This is a genomic window from Sporosarcina ureilytica (assembly GCF_001753205.1).
Lineage (GTDB): Bacteria > Bacillota > Bacilli > Bacillales_A > Planococcaceae > Sporosarcina > Sporosarcina ureilytica.
In genome coordinates, this window is sequence record NZ_CP017560.1 from 342,493 (window position 1) to 365,252 (window position 22,760).

Annotated in this window: 19 protein-coding genes; 15 read left to right on the forward strand and 4 right to left on the reverse strand. The window is 39.5% G+C overall.

All coding sequences use genetic code 11. The features are described 5' to 3' along the window. The first annotated feature begins 85 nt into the window (after window positions 1-85). From BI350_RS01695 to BI350_RS01740, 10 genes are all read left to right on the forward strand, one after another. Window positions 86-1,216, forward strand: a complete 1,131-nt coding sequence (locus BI350_RS01695) for a sensor histidine kinase (RefSeq protein ID WP_075526549.1) — start codon at window positions 86-88, stop codon at window positions 1,214-1,216. 1 nt (window position 1,217) lies between these two features. Next, a complete protein-coding gene (locus BI350_RS01700; protein WP_075526550.1) occupies window positions 1,218-1,823 on the forward strand; it encodes a response regulator transcription factor in 606 nt (201 codons plus the stop codon). Window positions 1,824-1,865: 42 nt separating this feature from the next. After that, window positions 1,866-3,137, forward strand: a complete 1,272-nt coding sequence (gene kynU / locus BI350_RS01705; protein ID WP_075526551.1) for a kynureninase — start codon at window positions 1,866-1,868, stop codon at window positions 3,135-3,137. Next, window positions 3,134-3,772 (forward strand): arylformamidase, encoded by a 639-nt coding sequence (kynB, locus tag BI350_RS01710; protein ID WP_075526552.1) that lies wholly within the window; start codon window positions 3,134-3,136, stop codon window positions 3,770-3,772. The genes kynU and kynB overlap by 4 nt, the downstream gene beginning before the upstream one ends. After that, on the forward strand, window positions 3,773-4,591 hold the full coding sequence (kynA, locus tag BI350_RS01715; RefSeq protein WP_075526553.1) for a tryptophan 2,3-dioxygenase: 819 nt from the start codon (window positions 3,773-3,775) through the stop codon (window positions 4,589-4,591). It begins immediately after the preceding gene. A 658-nt stretch (window positions 4,592-5,249) separates the two neighbouring features. Continuing rightward, window positions 5,250-6,560: a D-serine ammonia-lyase gene (locus BI350_RS01720; protein ID WP_075529190.1), complete on the forward strand. Its 1,311-nt coding sequence runs from the start codon at window positions 5,250-5,252 to the stop codon at window positions 6,558-6,560. Window positions 6,561-6,909: 349 nt separating this feature from the next. Beyond that, window positions 6,910-7,887 carry a ring-cleaving dioxygenase gene (locus BI350_RS01725; protein WP_075526554.1) on the forward strand — a complete coding sequence of 326 codons (978 nt, stop codon included), beginning with the start codon at window positions 6,910-6,912 and terminating at the stop codon, window positions 7,885-7,887. Window positions 7,888-8,271: 384 nt separating this feature from the next. Beyond that, a complete protein-coding gene (locus BI350_RS01730) occupies window positions 8,272-10,395 on the forward strand; it encodes an ATP-dependent Clp protease ATP-binding subunit (RefSeq protein ID WP_075526555.1) in 2,124 nt (707 codons plus the stop codon). A 153-nt stretch (window positions 10,396-10,548) separates the two neighbouring features. Then, window positions 10,549-11,649, forward strand: a complete 1,101-nt coding sequence (locus BI350_RS01735; RefSeq protein WP_075526556.1) for a Fic family protein — start codon at window positions 10,549-10,551, stop codon at window positions 11,647-11,649. A 213-nt stretch (window positions 11,650-11,862) separates the two neighbouring features. Next, window positions 11,863-12,750 carry a D-alanyl-D-alanine carboxypeptidase family protein gene (locus tag BI350_RS01740; protein ID WP_075526557.1) on the forward strand — a complete coding sequence of 296 codons (888 nt, stop codon included), beginning with the start codon at window positions 11,863-11,865 and terminating at the stop codon, window positions 12,748-12,750. Window positions 12,751-12,803: 53 nt separating this feature from the next. Here BI350_RS01740 and BI350_RS01745 read toward each other — a convergent pair whose 3' ends face one another. Beyond that, complete coding sequence (locus tag BI350_RS01745; protein ID WP_075526558.1) at window positions 12,804-13,790, reverse strand: DMT family transporter; 987 nt, start codon at window positions 13,788-13,790, stop codon at window positions 12,804-12,806. A 137-nt stretch (window positions 13,791-13,927) separates the two neighbouring features. Here BI350_RS01745 and BI350_RS01750 point away from each other — a divergent pair, with 137 nt between their 5' ends. Further along, a complete protein-coding gene (locus BI350_RS01750; RefSeq protein WP_075526559.1) occupies window positions 13,928-14,794 on the forward strand; it encodes a LysR family transcriptional regulator in 867 nt (288 codons plus the stop codon). Between the two features lie 84 nt (window positions 14,795-14,878). Here the strand turns inward: BI350_RS01750 and BI350_RS01755 are convergent, their stop codons facing one another. Next, the gene (locus tag BI350_RS01755; RefSeq protein ID WP_075526560.1) at window positions 14,879-15,616 is read right to left on the reverse strand and encodes a YqcI/YcgG family protein; all 738 of its coding nucleotides are present in this window, start codon (window positions 15,614-15,616) and stop codon (window positions 14,879-14,881) included. Window positions 15,617-15,782: 166 nt separating this feature from the next. Here BI350_RS01755 and BI350_RS01760 point away from each other — a divergent pair, with 166 nt between their 5' ends. Continuing rightward, on the forward strand, window positions 15,783-16,643 hold the full coding sequence (locus BI350_RS01760) for a dimethylarginine dimethylaminohydrolase family protein (RefSeq protein ID WP_075526561.1): 861 nt from the start codon (window positions 15,783-15,785) through the stop codon (window positions 16,641-16,643). A 91-nt stretch (window positions 16,644-16,734) separates the two neighbouring features. On the opposite strand, the gene BI350_RS01765 is transcribed toward BI350_RS01760, so the two are convergent. Together BI350_RS01765 and BI350_RS01770 are read right to left on the reverse strand one after the other, a co-directional pair. Beyond that, window positions 16,735-17,721, reverse strand: coding sequence for an asparaginase (locus BI350_RS01765; protein ID WP_075526562.1), 987 nt, complete (start codon window positions 17,719-17,721; stop codon window positions 16,735-16,737). 141 nt (window positions 17,722-17,862) lie between these two features. Next, a complete protein-coding gene (locus BI350_RS01770) occupies window positions 17,863-18,438 on the reverse strand; it encodes a helix-turn-helix domain-containing protein (RefSeq protein ID WP_155767453.1) in 576 nt (191 codons plus the stop codon). Between the two features lie 255 nt (window positions 18,439-18,693). Here BI350_RS01770 and BI350_RS01775 point away from each other — a divergent pair, with 255 nt between their 5' ends. From BI350_RS01775 to BI350_RS01785, 3 genes are read left to right on the forward strand one after another with little or no spacing between them, the layout of a single operon-like run. Then, a complete protein-coding gene (locus BI350_RS01775) occupies window positions 18,694-19,068 on the forward strand; it encodes a hypothetical protein (RefSeq protein ID WP_075526563.1) in 375 nt (124 codons plus the stop codon). A 50-nt stretch (window positions 19,069-19,118) separates the two neighbouring features. Beyond that, the gene (locus BI350_RS01780) at window positions 19,119-19,514 is read left to right on the forward strand and encodes a (deoxy)nucleoside triphosphate pyrophosphohydrolase (RefSeq protein ID WP_075529192.1); all 396 of its coding nucleotides are present in this window, start codon (window positions 19,119-19,121) and stop codon (window positions 19,512-19,514) included. After that, entirely contained in the window at window positions 19,507-22,650 is a 3,144-nt protein-coding gene (locus BI350_RS01785; protein WP_075526564.1) for a DEAD/DEAH box helicase, read from the forward strand. The genes BI350_RS01780 and BI350_RS01785 overlap by 8 nt, the downstream gene beginning before the upstream one ends. The last annotated feature ends 110 nt before the right edge of the window (window positions 22,651-22,760 follow it).

Genomic DNA, 22,760 nt, shown 5'->3' on the forward strand with positions numbered 1-22,760 from the left:
GCTTTTTTCTATTTCTACCATAACGCATATAACTTTGTTTGAAAATTTGGTACAATGAGTACAATTAAGGGCGGTGACACTAGAGATGCAGCATTGGTTTAGTTTATTTCCAAAAAATCCATGGCTAAGTATTTACGCATGGGCCGTTTTTTGTTTATTACCTTTCTTTTTCATCTTTCGTTCATCTTCACCAATCGAAATAGCGATTGGGATTACATTATTGTTGTTGTTTTTCTTGTCTTATCGATTTTCATACAGCTCTAAAACAGGCCTTGTGTATATGTGGGTCAGTTTCGAAATGGTCATTAATATTGCGATGACGCTGTTATTCGGTTATGTCTATTTATCTATTTTTATCGCGTTCTTTATCGGAAACATTCGTCATCCCGTTGGCTTTTTCATTATTTATGGATTACATATTGCACTGACAATCGGTGCCATTGTGACAGGATTCTTCATTGAGATTGAATTGTTTTTACCACAATTTCACTTCATTTTAATATCGGTCATTGGCACAGTGCTGCTGCCATTTAATTTATACAATCGTAACAAGCGCGAAAAGTTGGAAGGGCAGCTGGAGCATGCCCGAGAACGAATTGCAGAGCTTATTATCTTGGAAGAACGTGAACGGATTGCGCGTGATTTACACGATATTCTAGGGCAAAAGTTATCGCTTATTGGTCTGAAGAGTGATCTTGCCGCTCGATTAGTTTCTAAAAATACAGAAGCTGCCGAAAAAGAATTAATGGATATTCGACAAACGGCTAGTGCAGCGCTCAAAGAAGTTCGTGATTTAGTAGATGACATACGGATGATAAAATTAGCAGAGGAGCTCATTCGTGTACGACAAGTGTTGAAAGCGGCGGAGATGACTTTCACAGTAAAAGGGGATCCGCAATTCACAAACATTCCGCCATTGGTTGAAAATGTGCTAAGTATGTGTTTAAAAGAAGCGGTGACCAATGTGGTCAAGCATAGTTATGCGTCAGCTTGTCATATTAGATTTGAACAATTGCCTGAGGAATTCAGCATTCGTATACAAGATGATGGCATTGGCATTCCTGCGAAAGGTTGGAATCTCCCTGGTAACGGGTTAAAAGGAATTCGTGAGCGACTTGAGTTTGTCAATGGTCAACTAGAGATTCATAGCGAAAAGGGAACGGAATTACTGATCCGCGTCCCAGTAATACTTAAACAAAGTAAGGGAGGGGATTAAGGTGATTCGCATTGTCATCGCAGAAGACCAAGGGATGATGTTAGGCGCCTTAGGGTCATTGATTGGAATGGAAGAAGATATGGAAGTTGTTGGGATGGCTAAAAATGGGGAAGAGGCCGTCACACTCGTCAAGGAGCAAAATCCTGATGTTTGTATTATGGATATCGAAATGCCAGTGAAGACGGGATTAGATGCGGCAGAGGCATTGAATGGTTTCCCGTGTAAAATCATCATGTTAACGACTTTTGCACGTTCGGGGTATTTTGAACGTGCACGAAAAGCAGGCGTTCGCGGCTATTTATTGAAGGATAGTCCAATCGAAGAGTTGGTCACATCCATTAGACTAATTATGGATGGGAGACGCATTTACGCACCAGAACTTGTCGATATTGCTTTTGAGGACCATGGGGAAAATCCATTAACGAATCGGGAGAATGAAGTGTTAAGACTTGTGGCTAAAGGAAGAACAACAAAAGAAATTGCGAATGAACTATTTTTAACGGCGGGAACGGTACGAAATTATATTTCTACGATTTTTGAGAAGTTAGAAGTGAGCAATCGAATTGAAGCCATCTCTCGGTATAAGGAAAAGGGTTGGTTTAAGTAATTTATTCAACATGATATCCATAGAACATAGGGGGAATGGGAAATGGAGAAAACAACGGTCGAGTATGCGCAACATTTGGATGAAAAAGATGTGTTGGCGCATTTCAGGGAAGAGTTCTATCTTCTGGAAGACAAAATCTATATGGATGGGAATTCGCTCGGTTTATTGTCAAAACGAGCTGAAAAGGTCTTGTTAGAATTGTTGCATTCGTGGAAAAGTCTAGGGATTGACGGGTGGACAGATGGAGCGCATCCATGGTTTTATTTGTCTGAATTTGTCGGGAAGAAAATGGCGCCACTTGTCGGGGGACAATCGAATGAAGTGATCGCGACCGGCTCAACAACGACGAACCTACATCAGCTAGTGGCAACATTTTATAAACCGTCTGGAAAACGAACGAAAATTCTTGCTGATGAACTGAATTTCCCATCAGATATTTATGCACTTCAAAGTCAGTTGAAATTGAAAGGGTACAATCCAGAAGAACATCTTGTTCGTGTGAAAAGTCGGGATGGTCGATTTTTAAAAGAAGCGGATATTGTAGACGCCATGACCGAAGAAGTAGCGCTGATTGTTTTGCCGGCAGTGCTTTATCGAAGCGGGCAAGTGTTGGACCTGTCTTATTTAACACAGGAAGCTAAGAAACGAGGCATTCCAATTGGTTTTGACTTATGTCATTCAATTGGCACGATTGAGCATCGTTTACATAAACAAGAAGTAGATTTTGCTTTTTGGTGTACGTATAAATATTTAAACGGAGGCCCCGGTTCCGTAGGCGGTTTATTTGTCCATGAAAAACATTTTGGAACGATGCCAGGACTTACTGGTTGGTTTGGTTCTGATAAAGCTGTCCAATTTGATATGTCACATACGATGACACCTGCACAAGATGCAAGTGCTTTTCAAATTGGCACGCCGCATGTCTTAAGTTTAGCGCCTGTTGTTGGCGCATTAGCGCTTTTTGAAGAAGCAACCATACAGCGGATTAGAAAGAAGTCTTTACGTTTAACGGAGTATTTTTTAATGCTCATCGACGTGGAGTTGAAAGGGTATGGGTTTACAATCGGCAATCCAATGGATGAGACCCGTGGCGGTCATATTTTATTGGAACATCAAGAGGCTGCACGAATTTGTAAGGCTTTAAAAGCGGAAGGTGTCATCCCGGATTTCCGTGCACCGAATGGGGTAAGACTTGCGCCTGTTGCCTTGTACAATACATTTGAAGATATATGGCAAACGGTGCAAATTTTAAAACGGATACTAGATGAAAAGCGATATGAACGATTCGAAAATAAAAGGGGCGTTGTCGCATGACCAGTGAATGGATAGATATTTCACAACCGCTTCAAAATGGGATTGCCGAGTGGCCTGGAGACACACCTTTTTCTTATGAAGTTGCTTTTAAAAAGGCAGATACAGGATCCGTTAATATTGGAAAATTAACGACGAGCACTCATATGGGTACACATATCGATGCCCCTTTTCATTTTGCAGATGACGGTGAAAAAGTGCATGAACTGCCGATTGAACTGTATATTGGTCGAGCGCGTGTCATAGACTTGTCGGGGGCTACGAGTATTGGTCGACAAGAGTTGGAGGCACTTGACTTTGGCGGTGCTGAACGGATTTTATTGAAAACAGGCTGTCGTAAGGACTTCACTATTTTTCCTGAACCTTTTATTTATTTGCGTGCAGACATTGCGCCGTTACTAAAAGAACGTGGGGTTCGATTAGTTGGTATCGATACACCATCTGTTGACCCAGAACAAAGTAAGACGCTAGATGCACATCATGCATTATATGAACAGCACATTATGATTTTAGAAAATATTGTTCTGGATGACGTAGTGCCGGGAGATTATGAGTTGATTGCTTTGCCGTTACCACTTCATGGGGCTGATGGAAGTCCGGTTCGTGCTGTCATTCGGGCAATGAAAGAGGTGGACTGAATGGACGATAAAGGGATTTATACGGATTTTAAAGAGCAGATGACGTACGGGGAATATCTCAATCTTGACCAAATCCTATCAAGCCAAACGCGTTTATCTGGCCATCACGATGAAATGTTGTTTATTATTATCCATCAAGTGAGCGAATTATGGATGAAACTCATTTTACATGAAATCACATCGGCCATTACAGCGATTCAACGGGATGAATTGCCTGAAGCATTTAAAATGTTGGCACGGGTTTCCCGTGTGCAAACGCAAATTATTCAAGCGTGGGATGTGTTATCAACGTTAACGCCTGCAGAATATATGGAATTTCGAGATCATCTTGGGCGGGCATCTGGATTTCAATCTTATCAAAATCGTCAAATTGAATTTGCGTTAGGTTATAAGCAACCACATATTTTAAAGATTTATGAAAAGGATCAAGCACTTGCTGCGAAATTAAAAAGATCTTATGAAGCACCAAGTATTTACGACGTATCGATCAAAGCATTGGCGAAAGCGGGTTTTCCAATCAACGAATCACTATTACAAAGGGACTTCTCAATGACATATAGCGGAGATGATTCCGTTGCAGATGCCTGGCTGAAGGTTTACCAAGACGTTGACACGTATTGGGATTTATATCAACTTGCCGAAAAGCTTGTCGATATAGAAGATAGCCACCAACAATGGCGTTTTCGTCACATGAAGACAGTCGAAAGAATTATTGGGAATAAAACAGGTACAGGCGGTTCTTCGGGGGTTGCTTATTTAAAGACTGTGCTGAACCACCGATTTTTTCCAGAACTTTGGGATGTACGTACCAAACTATAAACGGAAAAACGCTACCTAATAAATAGGTAGCGTTTTGTATTTTGTTTATTCATTTCATCGTCAATAAAGTCGGTAGTATTTCGTACTGCACGACCTTTTCCATCACCTTCCTACTCACTCATCTATCCTCTTGCCAGTCTAGCTAAGCAGTTGGCGCGTAACAAATCATCCTTTTATCCGATGCCGGCTGAACATCCCATGCATACATTTATGCATTTGTTGCAAAGAACTTTGCAATCAACCTTGTCGAATTGATTTTCCGTCGCCTGTAGGAACGCCTCCTCGAACCGTTAGGGGTCATCGCAAGTCCTTCAAACAAATAATTCGCGACCTCCTTTCTTAAAAATAGGCCAGCAAATCTCGTTATTCATAGAGGTGAAACATCGTCTTGATGATTTGTTACCTTATTCTATTCGAAGGGATAGCAGACGGTGTGTGCGACTGGATTAGTAAGGATTAATTTATCACTCCTTCTAATTAATCTATTATATGAAGAGGAGGTGGCGGATTATGAGTCCATCTGAGATTATTCTAAATTAATTGAATATTTACTGCGCATTGATAAAAAATAAGCATTCATATTGTACGATTGAACAGTGAGAATAACCATATGTTATACTCTTCAGTAAATACTTAGAAAAGGTGTGGCGCATATATGATGGAACAACATAGATTAGCGGAGTTGAAAGAGAAGCATCCACTTATTGAGAAAGTGATGAACCGGGAAGAAGTACTTTGGGTAAATCCTTTAGTGGAAAATACCGTTGACGGGCTATCTAAATTAACGGTAAATGAAAAAGAAGTAAAAGACGCATCTGCACGATTACACCGTTTTGCGCCTTATCTAGAACAGGTATTTCCCGAAACAAACGTGTCAAATGGCATTATCGAGTCGCCAGTGACGAAGATATCGTCGATGAAGAAAGTACTGGAACAGCGATACTCGATTGAAATTCCAGGAGAACTGTTGCTAAAACAAGACAATGCGTTGCCCATTTCGGGATCCATTAAAGCGCGTGGCGGTATTTACGAAGTGTTAAAACATGCTGAAAAGCTAGCACTAGAACATGGACTGATTACAGAGGAAGAAGATTATAGCAAGTTTGCGGACGATGCGTTTCGAGAACTATTCTCCAAGCATAAAATTGCGGTTGGTTCGACGGGGAATTTAGGACTCAGTATAGGAATTATGAGTGCTCAATTAGGGTTTGAAGTGACTGTACATATGTCAGCCGATGCGAAACAGTGGAAAAAGGATATGCTTCGTGAAAAAGGCGTGATCGTTGTTGAATACGAAGATGACTATAGTAAAGCGGTCGAAGAAGGTCGTCGTCAGGCGGAAGCGGATCCACTTTGCCACTTTGTAGATGATGAGAACTCCTTAGATTTGTTTTTCGGCTACGCAGTCGCCGGGGAACGATTGGCTGCACAATTAGCTGAACGTGGCACAATTGTCGATGAAGATCATCCTCTATTTGTCTACTTACCATGTGGTGTAGGTGGGGGACCGGGCGGGGTTGCCTACGGACTAAAACTAGCATTCGGTGACCATGTGCATTGCTTTTTCGCGGAGCCAACCGATTCACCGTGTATGTTACTCGGGATGATGACGGGTCTACACGATACAGTTTCTGTCCACGATTTTGGGCTAGACAATGAAACTGCAGCAGACGGACTTGCGGTCGGAACGGCTTCCGGTTTTGTCGGAAAAACGATGGAACCATTATTGTCCGGCTGTTACACAATTGCCGATGAAACGATGTTTAAGTTACTTACCCAATTGACAGACTCGGAAGGCATCCGCTTAGAACCATCCGCATTGGCTGGGATGACTGGCCCTATCCATACAATTCAAGCATCAATGAAAAACGCTGCTTCAAAAAATGCAACACATCTTGTATGGGCAACGGGCGGAAGTATGGTGCCGGAAGATGAAATGAATTTGTATTATGAACAAGGCAGGAAGTAAATTATGACCAACAGGGAAAGATGAAGTTCAATCTTTCCTAGTTGGCCCAACCAATCGGGCTTTTACGGGCAGTTAATCTCCCACTTATCCTTAGCGTTTTTGACTTAAGTATTGAAGTAGGAGTCTTACTGCCCGTTAATTCGGTTTATTTCCTGGGAAATCGACAGAAACCTCATGTATCGTTTGAGGCATTCTGTCGATTTTTGTTATAGCGTTATTTTGTGTGGAAGAATCAATACGAAAAGCAGTGAGATTGACTTTGTAAAATGAATTCTATATAATTATCTTGAATTCGAGATAATGTATACGGCATTTAAATATATCAAATCATTTTACTGGAGGAATTAATATGAATCATTTAAAAGGCGTACATCATGTTACAGCGATTACAAGTAGTGCAGAAGAAAACTATAAATTCTTTACGTATGTATTAGGCATGCGTCTTGTGAAAAAGACGGTCAACCAAGATGATATCCAAACGTACCATTTGTTTTTTGCAGATGATGTCGGAAGTGCAGGCACAGATATGACGTTTTTTGACTTCCCAGGAATTCCAAAAGGTGTTCACGGAACGAACGAAATTCATAGAACAGCATTTCGTGTCCCGTCAGATGAAGCACTGACCTACTGGGAGAAACGTTTTGACCGTTTGAACGTAAAACACGAAGGGATTCAGGAACAGTTCGGTGTCAAAGTACTGTCCTTCGTTGATTTCGATGACCAACAATATCAACTCATTTCCGATGCGCACAATAAAGGCGTAGCATCTGGAACACCTTGGCAAAAAGGGCCGATTCCTTTAGAGTATGCCATTACCGGATTAGGGCCCGTGCATATCCGCATCGCGCAATTTGACTATATGAAAGAAGTGTTGGAAAAGGTCCTTTTATTTAAGGAAATTGCGCAAGATGGTGATTTTCATTTATTTGAAGTAGGAGAAGGTGGGAACGGTGCGCAAGTGATTATTGAGAAAAACACGACGTTGCCAGTTGGACAACAAGGTTATGGAACCGTGCACCATGTGGCATTTCGTGTAGACGACCGTTCTGTTTTAGATGAATGGACAGAACGACTTGAACAATTTGGTTTTCAAACGTCAGGGCATGTGGATCGGTTCTTCTTTGAATCACTGTACGCAAGAGTGGCACCGGGGATTTTATTTGAATTTGCAACGGATGGTCCAGGATTTATGGGCGATGAACCATACGAAACGCTTGGCGAAAAGCTTTCATTACCACCTTTCTTGGAGCCAAAACGTGAGCAAATTGAAAAACTAGTGCGTCCAATCGACACGGTTAGAAGCACGATTGACTTTGTCAAAGAATGATAAGGGGCTGTCTAAGTAAGTCTACTGGGAATTAAAATAGAAAATATGATGTTTTTTTCCCGTTAAGTTCTAGTTGCTTGGAGTGGAAACCGGCGACTCCAGCGGGAACAGCGCGAGCTGAAAGCCCCGCAGGAACGCAGTGACGAGGAGATTGAAGCCGTGCCCGCGGAAAGCGTCCGGTTGGAACGGAAAGCAACGGGGAATAGAATGATTTCCATATAGAAGGAGTTGTCGCAGAAAATGATTTTCTGGACGGCTCCTTTATTTTTTTAAGCAAAGAGGTTGAAAGTCAAAAAAGGTCAATGTATAATAAAATCAGTAAGTCAAAGATAGTCAAAGTCAAGATTCGATATATATTTAATTCACTAAAGGAGGAAACCCAATATGAATTGTCAACATTGTGGTAAAAACAAAGCGACGGTCAATCTGAGATTACATGTTAATAATCAAAGCATGCAAATGCGTATGTGTCATGCTTGTTTTCAAGAAATACAAGGACAAATGAATGCTGGAAACTTCTCTCCATTTAATAGTCAAGAAAATAATTTTTTCCAACAAAACGGTGGGCAAAAAGCAAGAGCGCAAACAATCCAAGCCCAAGAACAACAAAACAATGGTTTATTAGACCAGCTTGGTAAAAACCTTTCAAATGATGCGAGAGAAGGACTGATTGACCCAGTCATTGGACGTGATCAAGAAGTAAAACGCGTCATTGAAACATTAAATAGAAGAAATAAAAACAACCCTGTTCTCATTGGTGAACCAGGTGTCGGTAAAACGGCGATTGCTGAAGGGTTGGCAGTTAAAATCCATGAAGGTGATGTTCCCGTTAAACTGTTGAATAAAGAAGTGTATGTGCTCGATGTCGCATCACTCGTCACGAACACGGGCATTCGCGGACAATTCGAAGAGCGCATGAAAGAACTGATTGAGGAATTACAAGCTCGACCAGACGTGATTTTATTTATCGATGAAATTCACTTACTCGTCGGTGCGGGATCAACAGAAGGTTCTCAAATGGATGCAGGGAATATTTTGAAACCTGCGCTCGCACGCGGTACTTTACAATTAATCGGCGCAACAACCTTGAAAGAATATCGTCAAATTGAAAAAGATGCTGCCCTTGAACGTCGTTTCCAACCAATTATTGTAAATGAACCTTCAACTGAAGATACCATTAAAATTTTGAATGGCATTAAAGATCGCTATGAAGCGTTCCACGAAGTTCATTATCCTGAAGAAGCCATTCATGCTTTCGTAACGTTGTCAGAGCGGTATATTCAAGACCGTTTCTTACCAGACAAAGCAATTGATTTAATGGATGAGGTCGGCGCGCGCTTGAACTTAGCGCATGGAACCGTAGACCCAGCATCACTACAAGTACGTCTAGATGAAGTTATTCAGGAAAAAGAACGTGCAGCTGAGGCGGAAGACTATGAAAAAGCCGCATATATGCGCACAGAAGAAATCCAGCTTCGTAAGCAGTTAGATGAAGCGAATCAAAATGAAAATACTGTGGCAATAGAAGTAACTGTCGCGGATATTGAGTTAATTGTTGAAGAGAAAACAGGTATCCCTGTTACAAAACTTCAAGCAGCTGAACAAGAGAAAATGAAAGATATGGCGGATAACCTGCGTGCGAAAGTGATTGGTCAAGAAGAAGCAGTCGATAAAGTGGCCAAAGCGATCCGTCGTAGCCGCGCGGGACTAAAATCTAAAACGCGTCCAATCGGTTCATTCCTATTTGTCGGTCCAACTGGCGTCGGTAAAACCGAAATCACGAAAGTGCTTGCGGAAGAACTATTTGGTTCACGTGACACGTTAATTCGCCTCGATATGAGTGAATACATGGAGAAACACGCCGTTTCTAAAATTATCGGTTCACCTCCAGGGTATGTGGGGCACGAAGAAGCTGGACAATTAACAGAACAAATCCGACGCAAACCGTATTCAATCCTTTTGTTGGATGAAATTGAAAAAGCGCATCCAGACGTTCAACACATGTTCTTGCAAATTATGGAGGACGGTCGATTAACGGATTCACACGGTCGAACAGTAAGTTTCAAAGATACAGTCATTATTATGACAAGTAACGCAGGAACAGGCGTTAAAGAAGTAAGTGTCGGCTTTAACCGTCCTGAACATGACGCGGTAACGACATTAGAATCGTTGAGCGATTACTTTAAACCAGAATTCCTCAACCGTTTTGATGCAATCGTTCAATTTAACGAATTAACAGAAGAAAACCTTCTTGAAATCGTGGACTTGATGCTCATTGATTTACAAGAAACAATTGAAGAAAACGATATTGACATTACGATTACAGACGAAGCAAAACAAGCGCTTGTTTCACTTGGCTATGACAAACGATTCGGGGCAAGACCACTGAGAAGAGTCATCCAAGACAAAATCGAAGACCCATTAACGGACTTGATCTTAGAAGAAGATGTTGTTGAAAAAGTTCATGTTGACGTAGTGGATGAAGAGATTGTTGTGACAAAAGCATAAGTATTTTAAAATCCCGCTGAATGATCCGGCGGGATTTTTTCTTGGTAACAGGTGGAAGGTTAAGTTATAAAAGAAAGAAAAATAACTTAAGATTATATTTATGGTGTAGTTGAGATATAATGATTATATAAATTACTTACGAGGAGGGGCGACATGAAAACACCGTATAACTTACCTATCTTACCTATTGAATTCGAAGAAAAAACAGAGTTAGCTTTTTATAAAAAAGTAGTAATAGCATCAACTAAGTTAGAAAAATTGAAAGAAAAGCTGCATTACTCCCTTGTGAATAAATCATTCATGGAGTTAATCACTCTACTTGAATCGGTTCAATCAACTAGAATTGAAGGAACGCAAGTGACTTTCGGTGATATGTTGAAAGATGAGCTAGAGGATACTCACGGATGGGAGGAACAGGAGGTCCGTAATTATCAGAATGCGCTCCGACTTGGTTTTCAGGAAATAAAAATAGGCTACCCGTTAAGAGAGCGTTTAATTCGTAATATGCATAAAGAGCTTATGAAAAATGCACGACTTTCAAGTAGTGCAGCGGGTGAGTATAGAAAAATACAAAACTTTATTGGGCCTACAAATAATATAAAAGATGCTTCTTATATTCCGCCGGAACCCCAAACAATGGCGTCATATATGGCAAACCTTGAAAAGTATATAAATGGGAATCCGTATGAGGAGGAGATTGATGAACTACATCCGCTAATAAAGTGTGCAATTATTCATGCACAGTTTGAATCGATTCATCCCTTTTTAGATGGGAATGGTCGAATGGGGCGTATCCTCATTGTGCTATATCTACTGCAATCAGAGCTCATTGAATTACCGTTTTTCTTTTTAAGTGAAGAACTAGAAGCTGAAAAATATAAATACTATGCACTGCTTAATGGTGTGAGGGGAATTGGAAAAGATAAAATTGATTGGGAAAGTTGGATTCATTTCTTCTTAGATGCGACAATTCGGATGGCAGATCGTCAATACGATAAGCTTAACGCGGCCGAAAAGCTGTTTGAAAGAGGAAGAAGTCAGCTTTCTACAATGTCAGAAGTAACTGTTTGGTCAGCAATGTTTGCCCATCCAATCACAAATGTGCCACAGCTAGTTAGAGAAACAGAACTTTCACCCGCAACAATTCGGAAAAACCTTAATCGGTTAATTGAATTAAATCTCATATTTGGCGACGATCGAAAACGCAATCGACGATACTATTTCTATGATTTAATTAGTATTATTCAAGACTAAATATAGTAAGAACAGTCATCCAAGCGACGAATAGATATTGCAAAGCTCCCGCTGATTATCATTCAGCGGGAGTTTTAGCTGTTTTTTAGGTTCCAGTCATCCAAACAATTTAGTTCGCATGAAAAAATTAAGAAATTCTTCATGAATAAGATAGCTATTTCTACACTTTTGCCCACTATACTTATTTTATGAACTTATAAAGGGGTGAATGGCATGAAGAAGCTTGTATTTATTGTGCTAATCACTGTTCTCGGGGCTACGTTCGTATTAAAGGATAAACCTTCCTTTACGGAAAGTGTAGACTTGAACGTGGACGCGAAAGCGATGATTTTAATAGATGCGGAAAATGGAAAAGTATTGTACGAAAAAAATAGTAAAGAAGCATTGCCGATTGCGAGTATGTCTAAAATGATGACGCAGTATATTGTGCTTAACGCAATTAAAAATGGGACGCTCACTTGGGAAAGTACTTATGAACCGAGCGAATATGTTCAACAAATGACGGCACAATCAGGGGCAGTTAACTTGAGGATGACGCCTGGAAATTTTTATACAGTGAAAGAACTTTTTACGGCGATGACGGTGAATTCCTCAAATGATGCGGCAGTGGCACTTGCTGAAATGGTGGGTGGATCAGAAGAGGCTTTTGTAGCGTTGATGAACCAACAGGCAAAAAGTATCGGCTTGAAGAAAACAAGTTTTTATAATGCGAGTGGACTTGATGGTGATTATATTGGCAAAAGTGCTACTGAAACGAATATGGCTTCAGCAAGAGACGTTGCTAGGATTGCCCAAAAGCTAATAGAGAAGCACCCAGAAGTTCTTGAATTTACAAAAATGACGGATTTTAGGACGAGTGCAGGAATCCAGTTATGGTCCACAAACTTAATGTTACCTGGAATGCCACTAGCTTTGGCAGGAATTGACGGGTTGAAAACAGGCTATACGGATTTGGCAGGTTCTTGTTTTGCTAGCACAGGCCTCTTTAATGGCAAGCGTGTGATTAGCGTCGTGATGGATGTTGATGAAAAAGACGGAGATACAACGAACCCAAGATTTCAATTGACGGAAGAGTTAATTGAACGCTTTGTATTAAAATAAATAATGAATAGATACAAAAATCCCGCTGATCATTCAGCGGGATTTTTAGACGTTTAATGTTTTTGCAACAAGGATAAAACCTCGCGCAATCTTTTTCTCAACATCGGTGCTGTACCTCTCTGAGACATTCTTACAAAAATATTATTCGAAACTAATGCAAATATAATGAAAGCTGTACCGATAAAATCGTATATTGTAAGTTGACTCCCTTGGAAATAGGAAACAACTAGTGTTGTAATTGGAACAAAGTTAATAAACAATAGTGCGTTTAACGGTGACAGAATCCCGACGCCAATGTTCCATCCTAGTAAGGCGATCAACCCAGGGAATATGGCCATAAATGCAATATGCGGGCTAACAATTTTAATTGTTTCCATCGTCGGCAAGGTCACGTATCCAGTAAATGTAACGATTACCGTAACAGCCGTTGCAGTAAGTGTTCCTAGTAAACAACTTAGCGTTGAAAATCGGAGTGCAGACCAGCCAGCTTCGCTAAACTTACTACCGCTCATCGTATAGACGACCCATCCGACAACAGCAATAAAGATAAGTAATGAAGGCACAATATCACTCGTCGCGGTTAGAAACGACCCGAAATCCCCTTTTGTGATGACCAGTGTTACGCCGACAAACGCAGTAAATACAAAGAACAATGTAACCCCATGTGGTCGGTTTCTACTGATTAACCAAACGATCACAATCGATATCATCGGCATTAAAGCCTCGTTAATCGATGCAATCATAACGCCTGGCTCGCCCAGTAAGTCTTGTCCCCAAAAAATTAGTAAATTATAAACGGTAAAGGCCATTGTCCCGAAGAACCATAACGACAGTCCTTTTCCATCAAAACGAAAAGCCTTTTTACCTTCTTTCCAAAGAAGCAAAACTATTAAAATCACAGTTACGGATAGGTAGCGAAAAATCGTAAAATAAAACGGGTCAATATAATTAAATGCGTGATTTGCTACCGGAAACATTGCCCCCCAAGATACACTTGCAATGAAACATAGAAATGCACCCAACAAAATATTATTTTTCAATGACGCCCAGTCTCCCTTTTCTCTTTCTCTATATTCAATTCAACACTAAAATAGACATCAAGTAAAACGAACGTTAATGATGATAGCCATCATTATTCGTGATATCATAAAAGGGAGATGGATGGGGAGATGAGAGTATGGAATTTAAAGATTTAGAGATTTTTCAAGTCGTCGCAAAGAAGGGGACAATCTCCGCTGCGGCAAGAGAGTTGAATTACGTACAATCAAACGTCACCGCAAGAATTCAAAAGCTCGAAAAAGAGCTAAATTCACCATTATTTAATCGGCATAGCCGTGGAATGAATTTAACGCCAGAAGGAAAAAAACTATTAGTCTATAGTGATAAAATATTAGCATTAACAAATGAAATGAAAAAAGTCATTCAAAGCAGAGAAGAACCAGCGGGAAAATTAGAAATTGGCACAGTCGAAACGGTGATTCAACTACCGTATATTCTCTCTGCTTACAATAAAAAATATAAAGAAGTAGACCTAACCTTAGTATCAGGCGTTACCGAAAAATTACAGGAAGATGTCTTAAATCATAAATTGGACGGCGCCTTCGTTACGGAAACAAAACTACATCCAGACCTTGTCGCGCACGATGTTTTCCAAGAGGAATTGGTGTTAATTTCAGACACAAAAGCAACCTCACTCGAACAATTAAAAAATGAACCGTTCTTATGTTTTAGTGAAGGGTGTGGGTACCGGGCAAGACTCGAAAGATGGTATAAAGACCAAAATAGTAAACCTCAAAAAATCATGGAATTTGGGACGTTAGAAACAATCTTAAGTAGTGTAACAGTAGGTCTTGGCGTTACATTTGTTCCTAGGAAAGCTGTTTTCCACCTAGTGAAAAAAGGGCTTGTCCACTGTCATACACTTCCTGAAAAATACAGTAAAATTAATACAATATTTATTAGACGCACCGATTCCTATTTAACGGCCACCATTGAAAAATTTATTGAAACGATCGAGGAGTTTAATAGTGAATTGATATCATAAATTCGGTACCATAAATGGGTGCCAGTCACTCAAACAATCGTGAATGCTTAAACATTCACGATTGTTTCAATTAACGTCATTGTTTCAGTGACTGGTACTATCTTTATGCACAAACGGACACTTACCTACAATCGGTTCTGCATCATCTCCGATAAAAAACTGTTTCCACTCATTGTGCGTTGGATCGCCGTAGTGGCTAATGTCCGGATGCTTCGGCAACTGATCCCATACCTCAACCCGTTGACGGACTTTTTCGCGAGACATGATGCCGCCTTTTTCTGTTCCTTTTAATCCTTCAAATATTTTACGAGGTTGAAAGCCGAGCACCATCGCATTTCCTAAATCGCGTGTTTTTCGTTGCTTATAGGCAGGTGCATTCCCGAATACAAAAATGGGTTCACCGTGGAATCGAAAATCCCATAGGTAATGCGCTGGGTCACGGGGACTGTCAGCAGGCCATTCAATGTCATCTACTTCATGGAGATACTGTAAAATCTCCCAAAATTGTTTTCTATAATCTTCTAGTGCACCTTCTACCTCAAAGGGTTCCACAAACACAAAAAGTCCATGCCTTTTATGATTCGGATCATTAAAAAGTGCTAAAAATGATGTTAATGCTTTCGGTAAATTAGACCAGTCGTTTTGCGTAATGTAGGCGTACCGAAGCTCACCTCTAAGTTCGCCGCCCATGCCAAAATAGCAAGGAAATGTTTTATCCGTCACCGTTTCGTGGAAAGTTTGGTATTCATTTATCAACCAGTCAGGTAAGTCATTTCGTTTCTTGAAATCTTCTTTCACGAGCAATTCTTTACTTGTTTGCACAAAATCACTCCAATCTCATTCATCTCATCGTAGAAAGTATATGCATCAGACATCACTCTTCTTCCCGGTTATAAACAACTAAAACAAATACACATTGTTGGCGTTTGAAAATGAAGCAATGGGGCATTGATAAGGGTAATCAAATATTGTCAATTGGAGGAAGGCAATGAAATCCCGATTAGAGCAAGACCTTGAAACAGGATGTTGGAGTGAATATGATACATTACACCGCGTCATCGTTTGTGAACCGACCTATATGGAAATCCAAGAAGTGATTAACGATGTTCAGAAAGAGTATGAAGATGAGAATATTAATAAACGAATTGCACAGGAACAACATGAGGAATTTGTAAAGAAACTCGAGGAACATGGGGTGGAAGTGATTCGTTTACCTGCTTCCGAACAATTCCCGGAACAAGTTTTTACACGAGATATTGGATTCACGCTTGGCGAAGATATTTTTGTCGCTGAAATGGCAAGGGAAATTCGTGAAGGTGAAGAGGATGCATTGGAGCAATGGTTAATATCGTCCAATACACTATTTCAGAAGTTGCGTGCGAATAAAATCGAAGGCGGCGACGTCATCATCGACCGCAACACCGTATTCGCGGGGGTCAGTAGCCGAACGAGCAAAGAAGCGATTCAAGAATTGGATACGAAACTTCCATACCATCAAGTGATCCCAATCCCATTCGATGAAAAGTACCTGCATTTGGATTGTGTATTTAATATTCTTTCACCTAAAATCGGCCTGGTTTTTCCGCAAGCACTCGATAAAGAGACAGTAGACATGTTAGAAAAGAAATACACACTTATTGAAGTATCTGAAGAAGAACAATTTACATTAGGCACAAACGTCCTTTCCATTGGAAATAAAAAAGTGTTTAGCTTACCGCAAAATACCGAAGTGAATCAACAAATGCGCAATCATGGCTTCAATGTCATCGAAGTCGACTTCTCGGAAATTATCAAATCAGGCGGTTCTTTTAGGTGTTGTTCAATGCCAGTAGAGAGAGCGTCCCGTTAATGTCCCGTCCAAAACGGTCCAGACATATAGAAATAACCGTCAGACCTTGTCATGGGGGACGGTTATTTCACTTTCATTAAAACGGTACGGATTAGTAAGTATCGAATACCTTTTGTATTTCAGCATAATCCTCATATTTGAGCAGCGCTAACATGAGTAAAATCCGCGCTTTCTGCGTCGATAAATTATCTGCCGTTGGAGCTTCCAAGTACTTGTATTGTTCGATTGACACAACTCTTCCGCTTCCAACTCTACTGCCCATGACAACTTGAATGCCTTTCTTACGCGCCTTTTGTAATGCAATTTCTTCAGCATCTGAACAACGACCTGCACCAGTTCCTGCCATGACGATACCGTCTACATTGGCATTAATTAAGGCCTCGATCATTGTGCCGGTTGCACCAGCGTAGGAGTAAACAATATCAACAGTAGGAAGCTTATCGATTTTAAGTGTGGAGAACTCCGACTTATTTGTATGTTTTCGAATCGGTGCCCGATAAAATTGGACTGTCTGATCTGGGTCTATAAATCCTAGGTACCCAAGCTCACCAGATTGGAATGTTTCCAACCGGTATGTATTTGTTTTTGAAACATCGCGTGCACAACTGATTTGGTCATTTAATACGACAAGTACACCTTTTCCGCACGATATGTCTGCACTCGCAACCCTAACTGCATTAAGTAAATTTAAATCAACATCAGAGCTAAGGCCCGAAAACGGTCTTTGTGCGCCTGTTAATATAATCGGCTTTGTTGTGTTTACCGTTAAATGAAGAAAGTAAGCCGTTTCTTCTAATGTATTTGTCCCGTGGGTAATGACAATGCCATCATAATCCTCATCATTTAGGCTTTTCTCAATGTTTTCTTTTAGCGCTAACCAATGCGTTGAATTAATCAAAGTACTACTGACATTCGATAGTTGTTCAATCGTCACATTGGCTACTTCCTGAATTTCAGGGATCGCTTGTACAAGATCCTCCCCCGTATAATGGCCAGATACATAGTTTCTCAAATCAGTACGATTATCGTGATGAGCGGAGATTGTCCCGCCCATTGCTAAAACTTTGATCTTTTTCATAATGCCTCCATGCCTCCTATCCAGTACTCTTTATGATTTCAATTATACGAATAATCGACCTGTAAAATCGGTACCAGTCACCAAAGAAATCGTGAGTACTTAAACATTCACGATTGTTTCAATGACAGGCACTATCTTTAATTAGTCCCCAATTAGTCTCAATGGGAATTTCCAAACATATCTACTGTTATTTTGTGAATCTTTTTCAACGACCTGATATGGTTGGTAAGCTAATCTAACTTTCCCCATGTAAGTGTATTCATTTGGTTTAAGGACTTCGAATAGATGTATATCGATATTATTGGTATTTGATTCAAATAAAGTAATGTTTTGATTCCCTTTAAGCTTTTGATCTCCTATTTGGCCCATACCAGTATAATGTAAAATATCGTTCTCCCATCTATCTATGTATACTTCATTTGTCGGCTTTGCTATTAAAACTAAGGTATTGGTTTTGTGTGATCTTCTCATGCCCCCTTGGGTGGAGCATTTAAAAGTCTTAGCCAATGTGTTATTATTTATTTTCATTCCGGTCTTTAGCATGTCTATCTCTTTTTGCTGACTTGCCATCCAAGCATCCACTTCGGATTTTGGAAAATACCTAACCTTCCCCGACTTATAATGCGGCAGCCCCTCTTTTACTAATTCCGCTAGTCCATAGGAAGTCAGATTATATTTGCTTATCATTTGTTTTCTATTTAAAAATTTGTCCCCCACACGATTCCCCCCCCTTATGTCGAATATTTTATTATAATATTATTGTATCAAACTAAGCAGGTGAAGCCGAACGTGTAATTCATTCTTAAAGGAGCATATACTAATTAGTTTTTTAACGAATACTAGTTCATTTAATAGCTTTTTAAGGATGAGTTGCGTGAATAATGATATAATTCTGGAGGGGTAATTTACAGATAGCTTTTAATAAATTTACTTTTGTAATAAATATTAAGAGAAGTAGAGGGAGATTTTAAGTTGAAAATAAATCTTGAAGAAACAGAAATCCAGTTGCTAGACGACAATGGGGATGTTTTTCTGGAAAAAGGTATATTAATAGAAGGCGATGGTCTTTGCGCTATCTATTCGAATGGATCATTTGATTTTGTATGTACCGCAGGATACGAACTAGATCATATTCTTACTTCTCAAAATCTCACCTTACAAGAATTAACCGAGGAACGATTATGTTCTCATTGCAAGAGTCCAATGCAAGAAGGGTTTTACTTTGAATCGGATGGAACCCAGTATTGTAGTAAAGAATGCTTGACTAAGGTGATTTCCTGGGGAGAGTATTTGGATATTTACGACAACGGAGATGGGAATGCTTATTGGACGGCTTGGGAGGATTAACTAAACAATATATACCCTGAAAAAGCTATTAACAGAGGAAGGTGAGATTAATTAAAAAGCTAGTACATGTTGTTGCTGCAGTAATTAAAAATGAAAATGGAGAAATACTTTGTGCATTAAGAGGACCAGAGATGGAGCTGCCGAACTATTGGGAATTCCCCGGAGGTAAAATTGAAAAAGGTGAATCAAAAGTAGAGGCTTTAGAAAGAGAAATTTTAGAAGAATTAGGTTGTCAAATAGAGGTGTTTGAGGGTGTAGACGATACTACATACGAGTATCAAAAAGTAATTGTGAGACTGGAAACGTTCAAAGCTAAAATTGTAAAAGGGATTCCAAGGGCGTCGGAACATGCTGAACTGAAATGGGTTCCTACAATTAGGCTGCCGGAACTTCATTGGGCTCCTGCAGATATTCCAACAGTTAGGAGGCTAGTAAACAATGCATGAGGGGATTTACGAACAATTAATCAATGAAAAAGTACGTTCTAATTTGGATAATCTTTCACCAGACTTATATTCGATAAGTACTGAAAATATTGATGTTGAAGAGGCAAAAGCTTATCTGTCCGCTTATATTTCGGAAGTGACTCGTATTGCGCTTGCTGTTATTAGAGAAGACGAAAAGACTCCGAGTGAGGCTATTATTCAACAAGTCAGGACTTGTAATGACATAATTCATATACTAAGTGAAAAGTTACATGACAAGGAGTTTACAGAACTCAAGCTTGAAGAAAGCGGCGAAATATTAACTTCAGTATATAGCAAGTTGAATACTGTCCGTTCTCTTAAGCAAATAAAATCTGAACGGCCAGTAACTTCTATTTCTCAAAGTTCTTTATTTACAGGATCGTATCATGAACCGAATATGCTTGAAGAATTAAAGAAAGAAATTGCTTCGTCAGACGAAATAGAATGGCTAGTATCATTTATTAAATGGTCTGGTCTTCGAATTATTGTAGAAGATCTGCGTGAATTTACAAAACGTGGTGGGTTATTACGGATTATTACAACTTCGTATATGGAAGCGACTGATTATAAAGCACTCGAAGAATTGAGTAAATTACCAAATACAGAAATAAGGGTATCTCTGGATAAAAAGAGAACGCGCCTACATGCGAAAGCCTATTTATTTAAAAGGAAAACAGGTTTCAGTACAGCGTATATTGGTTCCTCAAACTTATCAAATCCAGCTTTGACTTCAGGCCTTGAGTGGAATATGAAAGTGACGGAGAAAGAATCATTTGATATTATTCGTAAATTTGAGGCGACATTTGAAAGTTATTGGAACGATGAGGAATTTAAATCGCTATCCATTGACGAGGCTGAGAATTGGCAATTACTACGTCAATCGCTTACGAAGGAAGTGATTGAAGAAGAAAAAGCCCAATACTTTTTTGATATTAGACCTTATCATTACCAACGAGAGATTTTGGATGAACTTGAGGCGGAGCGGGTTATCTATAAACGGACGAAAAACCTAGTTGTTGCGGCAACAGGTGTAGGGAAGACTGTCATTTCAGCATTTGATTTTAAGCGTTATTTACGTCAAAATCCAGATGCTAAACTATTGTTTATTGCACATCGTGAAGAAATCTTGCAACAGAGTTTAATGACTTTTCGAATGATTTTAAAGGATGCTAACTTTGGAGAATTATTTGTCGGAAGACACACACCAAATGCTTTAAACGATTTATTTATGAGTATTCAGAGTTGGAACAGTAGAAAGATGGACGGTAAGACAACAGAAGAATTTTATGATTTTATCATTGTGGATGAGTTTCATCATGCCGCAGCCCCAACATATCAAAGACTACTAGAATTTTATAAACCTAAAATATTACTAGGACTGACTGCTACTCCCGACCGAATGGACAATCAAAGCATTTTAACTTATTTTGATGACGTTATTGCATCGGAAATGAGGTTGACGGAAGCGATAGATAGAAAGCTTCTAAGTCCATTTCATTATTTTTGTGTAACAGACAATGTAGATTTGACTGGGATTAAGTGGTCAAGAAGAGGCTATGATATTGGAGAGTTAACCAATGTTTATACGGCAAATCATAGACGAAGCGACCTCGTTATTCGTAGTATAAAAAAGTATGTGACATCTTTAGATGATGTAAAAGGTCTTGGCTTTTGTGTTTCGGTGGAACATGCGTTATACATGGCTTCATATTTTAATCAAAAAAACATCCCATCCATTGCGCTTCACGGTGATTCATCGGATGAAGAAAGACAATCGGCTCAAAGAAGATTGGTGCAAGGCGAAGTGAAGTTTATTTTCGTAGTCGATTTATATAATGAAGGTGTTGATATTCCAGAAGTGAACACTGTCTTATTCTTGCGTCCTACTGAGAGTTTGACGGTTTTTTTACAACAACTTGGTCGGGGATTACGTCTTGCCGATGATAAGGAATGTTTAACAGTACTAGATTTTGTTGGCCAGGCACATAAAGATTATCCATTTGAAGAGAAATTTCGTGCACTGGTAGGGAGGTCTAAACACTCGATTCGGCACTATGTAGAGAATGGATTTTATCACTTACCGAAGGGCTCAGTTATTCAAATGGAGAAGCAGGCGAAGGAGTATATTTTAAGAAATATTAAAGTTGCTAAGAATACAAAAGCAAATCTAACTTCTAAACTTAAATATTTCAAAGAGGATTCGGGAAAACCTTTAACGTTATATAACTTTCTTCGCTTCCATCATCTAACCCTTGCCGAATTTTATGGGGCAAGTAGAAACCGTTCATTCGAACGCATGAAAGTTGAGGCAGGGGTCGCTGAAGATTTCTCGACAGAAAATGAAGAGTTATTTATGAAGCAAATTCATAAATTGTTTCACCTGGACTCCTTGGATTTACTAAACTTTTACATGAGATATATTGAGGATGGTGTAATTAAAACAGGAGAGGAATATAGAAAGTTAGGAATGCTCTATTATTCTTTTTATAATGCACCACCTAAGAACATAGGGTTCGATTCAATGGATGCAGGTATTAAACATCTATTGGAAGAAGAGAGACTTAAGCAAGAAATTAAAGAGGTATTGGAGGTTTGCATAAAAAACCTTCATTTTCTTGAAAAGGATACACGATTTAATTTTGTTTCTCCACTTCGTGTTCATGCACATTATACAACGGATCAAGTGATGGCTGCATTTGGCTATTACAACGAGGAGAAAAAGCCCGCATTCCGAGAAGGTGTAAAATACTTTGCAGAAGAAAAAACAGATGTCTTTTTTGTAACCTTAAACAAATCAGAAAAAGACTTTTCACCTTCAACTCAATACGAGGATTATGCGATTAATGACACACTATTCCATTGGCAATCGCAAAGTCGAACATCTGATACAAGCCCAACGGCAAAGCGCTATATTAACCATAGGAAAACTAATAATAAAGTGGCCTTATTTGTTAGGGAATATACGAGAAAGGATGGATTTACTTCTCCTTTTATCTTTTTAGGAACTGTCGATTATGTAAGTCACTCTGGAAGTAAACCGGTTAGTATTGTATGGAGATTACACGAGCAAATGCCAGCTAATTTAGTGACCCAAGCCAATAAAAACATTTTATGAATATCGAGTAATTGTTTTTACTTTTAAGTTTTAATTAGTTTATCGCTAGTGTGTTGCCTATCGCAATTTGCTTCTTTGGTATTTTGTTCAAATATAAGAGGGAAGTGATC

Excerpts from the sequence above, each read along its gene's own strand:
- BI350_RS01695 (WP_075526549.1), top strand. The coding sequence starts at position 86 with ATGCAGCATTGGTTTAGTTTATTTCCAAAAAATCCATGGCTAAGTATT.
- kynU (WP_075526551.1), top strand. The coding sequence starts at position 1,866 with ATGGAGAAAACAACGGTCGAGTATGCGCAACATTTGGATGAAAAAGAT.
- kynB (WP_075526552.1), top strand. The coding sequence starts at position 3,134 with ATGACCAGTGAATGGATAGATATTTCACAACCGCTTCAAAATGGGATT.
- kynA (WP_075526553.1), top strand. The coding sequence starts at position 3,773 with ATGGACGATAAAGGGATTTATACGGATTTTAAAGAGCAGATGACGTAC.
- BI350_RS01720 (WP_075529190.1), top strand. The coding sequence starts at position 5,250 with ATGGAACAACATAGATTAGCGGAGTTGAAAGAGAAGCATCCACTTATT.
- BI350_RS01725 (WP_075526554.1), top strand. The coding sequence starts at position 6,910 with ATGAATCATTTAAAAGGCGTACATCATGTTACAGCGATTACAAGTAGT.
- BI350_RS01730 (WP_075526555.1), top strand. The coding sequence starts at position 8,272 with ATGAATTGTCAACATTGTGGTAAAAACAAAGCGACGGTCAATCTGAGA.
- BI350_RS01735 (WP_075526556.1), top strand. The coding sequence starts at position 10,549 with ATGAAAACACCGTATAACTTACCTATCTTACCTATTGAATTCGAAGAA.
- BI350_RS01740 (WP_075526557.1), top strand. The coding sequence starts at position 11,863 with ATGAAGAAGCTTGTATTTATTGTGCTAATCACTGTTCTCGGGGCTACG.
- BI350_RS01750 (WP_075526559.1), top strand. The coding sequence starts at position 13,928 with ATGGAATTTAAAGATTTAGAGATTTTTCAAGTCGTCGCAAAGAAGGGG.
- BI350_RS01760 (WP_075526561.1), top strand. The coding sequence starts at position 15,783 with ATGAAATCCCGATTAGAGCAAGACCTTGAAACAGGATGTTGGAGTGAA.
- BI350_RS01765 (WP_075526562.1), bottom strand. The coding sequence starts at position 17,721 with ATGAAAAAGATCAAAGTTTTAGCAATGGGCGGGACAATCTCCGCTCAT.
- BI350_RS01785 (WP_075526564.1), top strand. The coding sequence starts at position 19,507 with ATGCATGAGGGGATTTACGAACAATTAATCAATGAAAAAGTACGTTCT.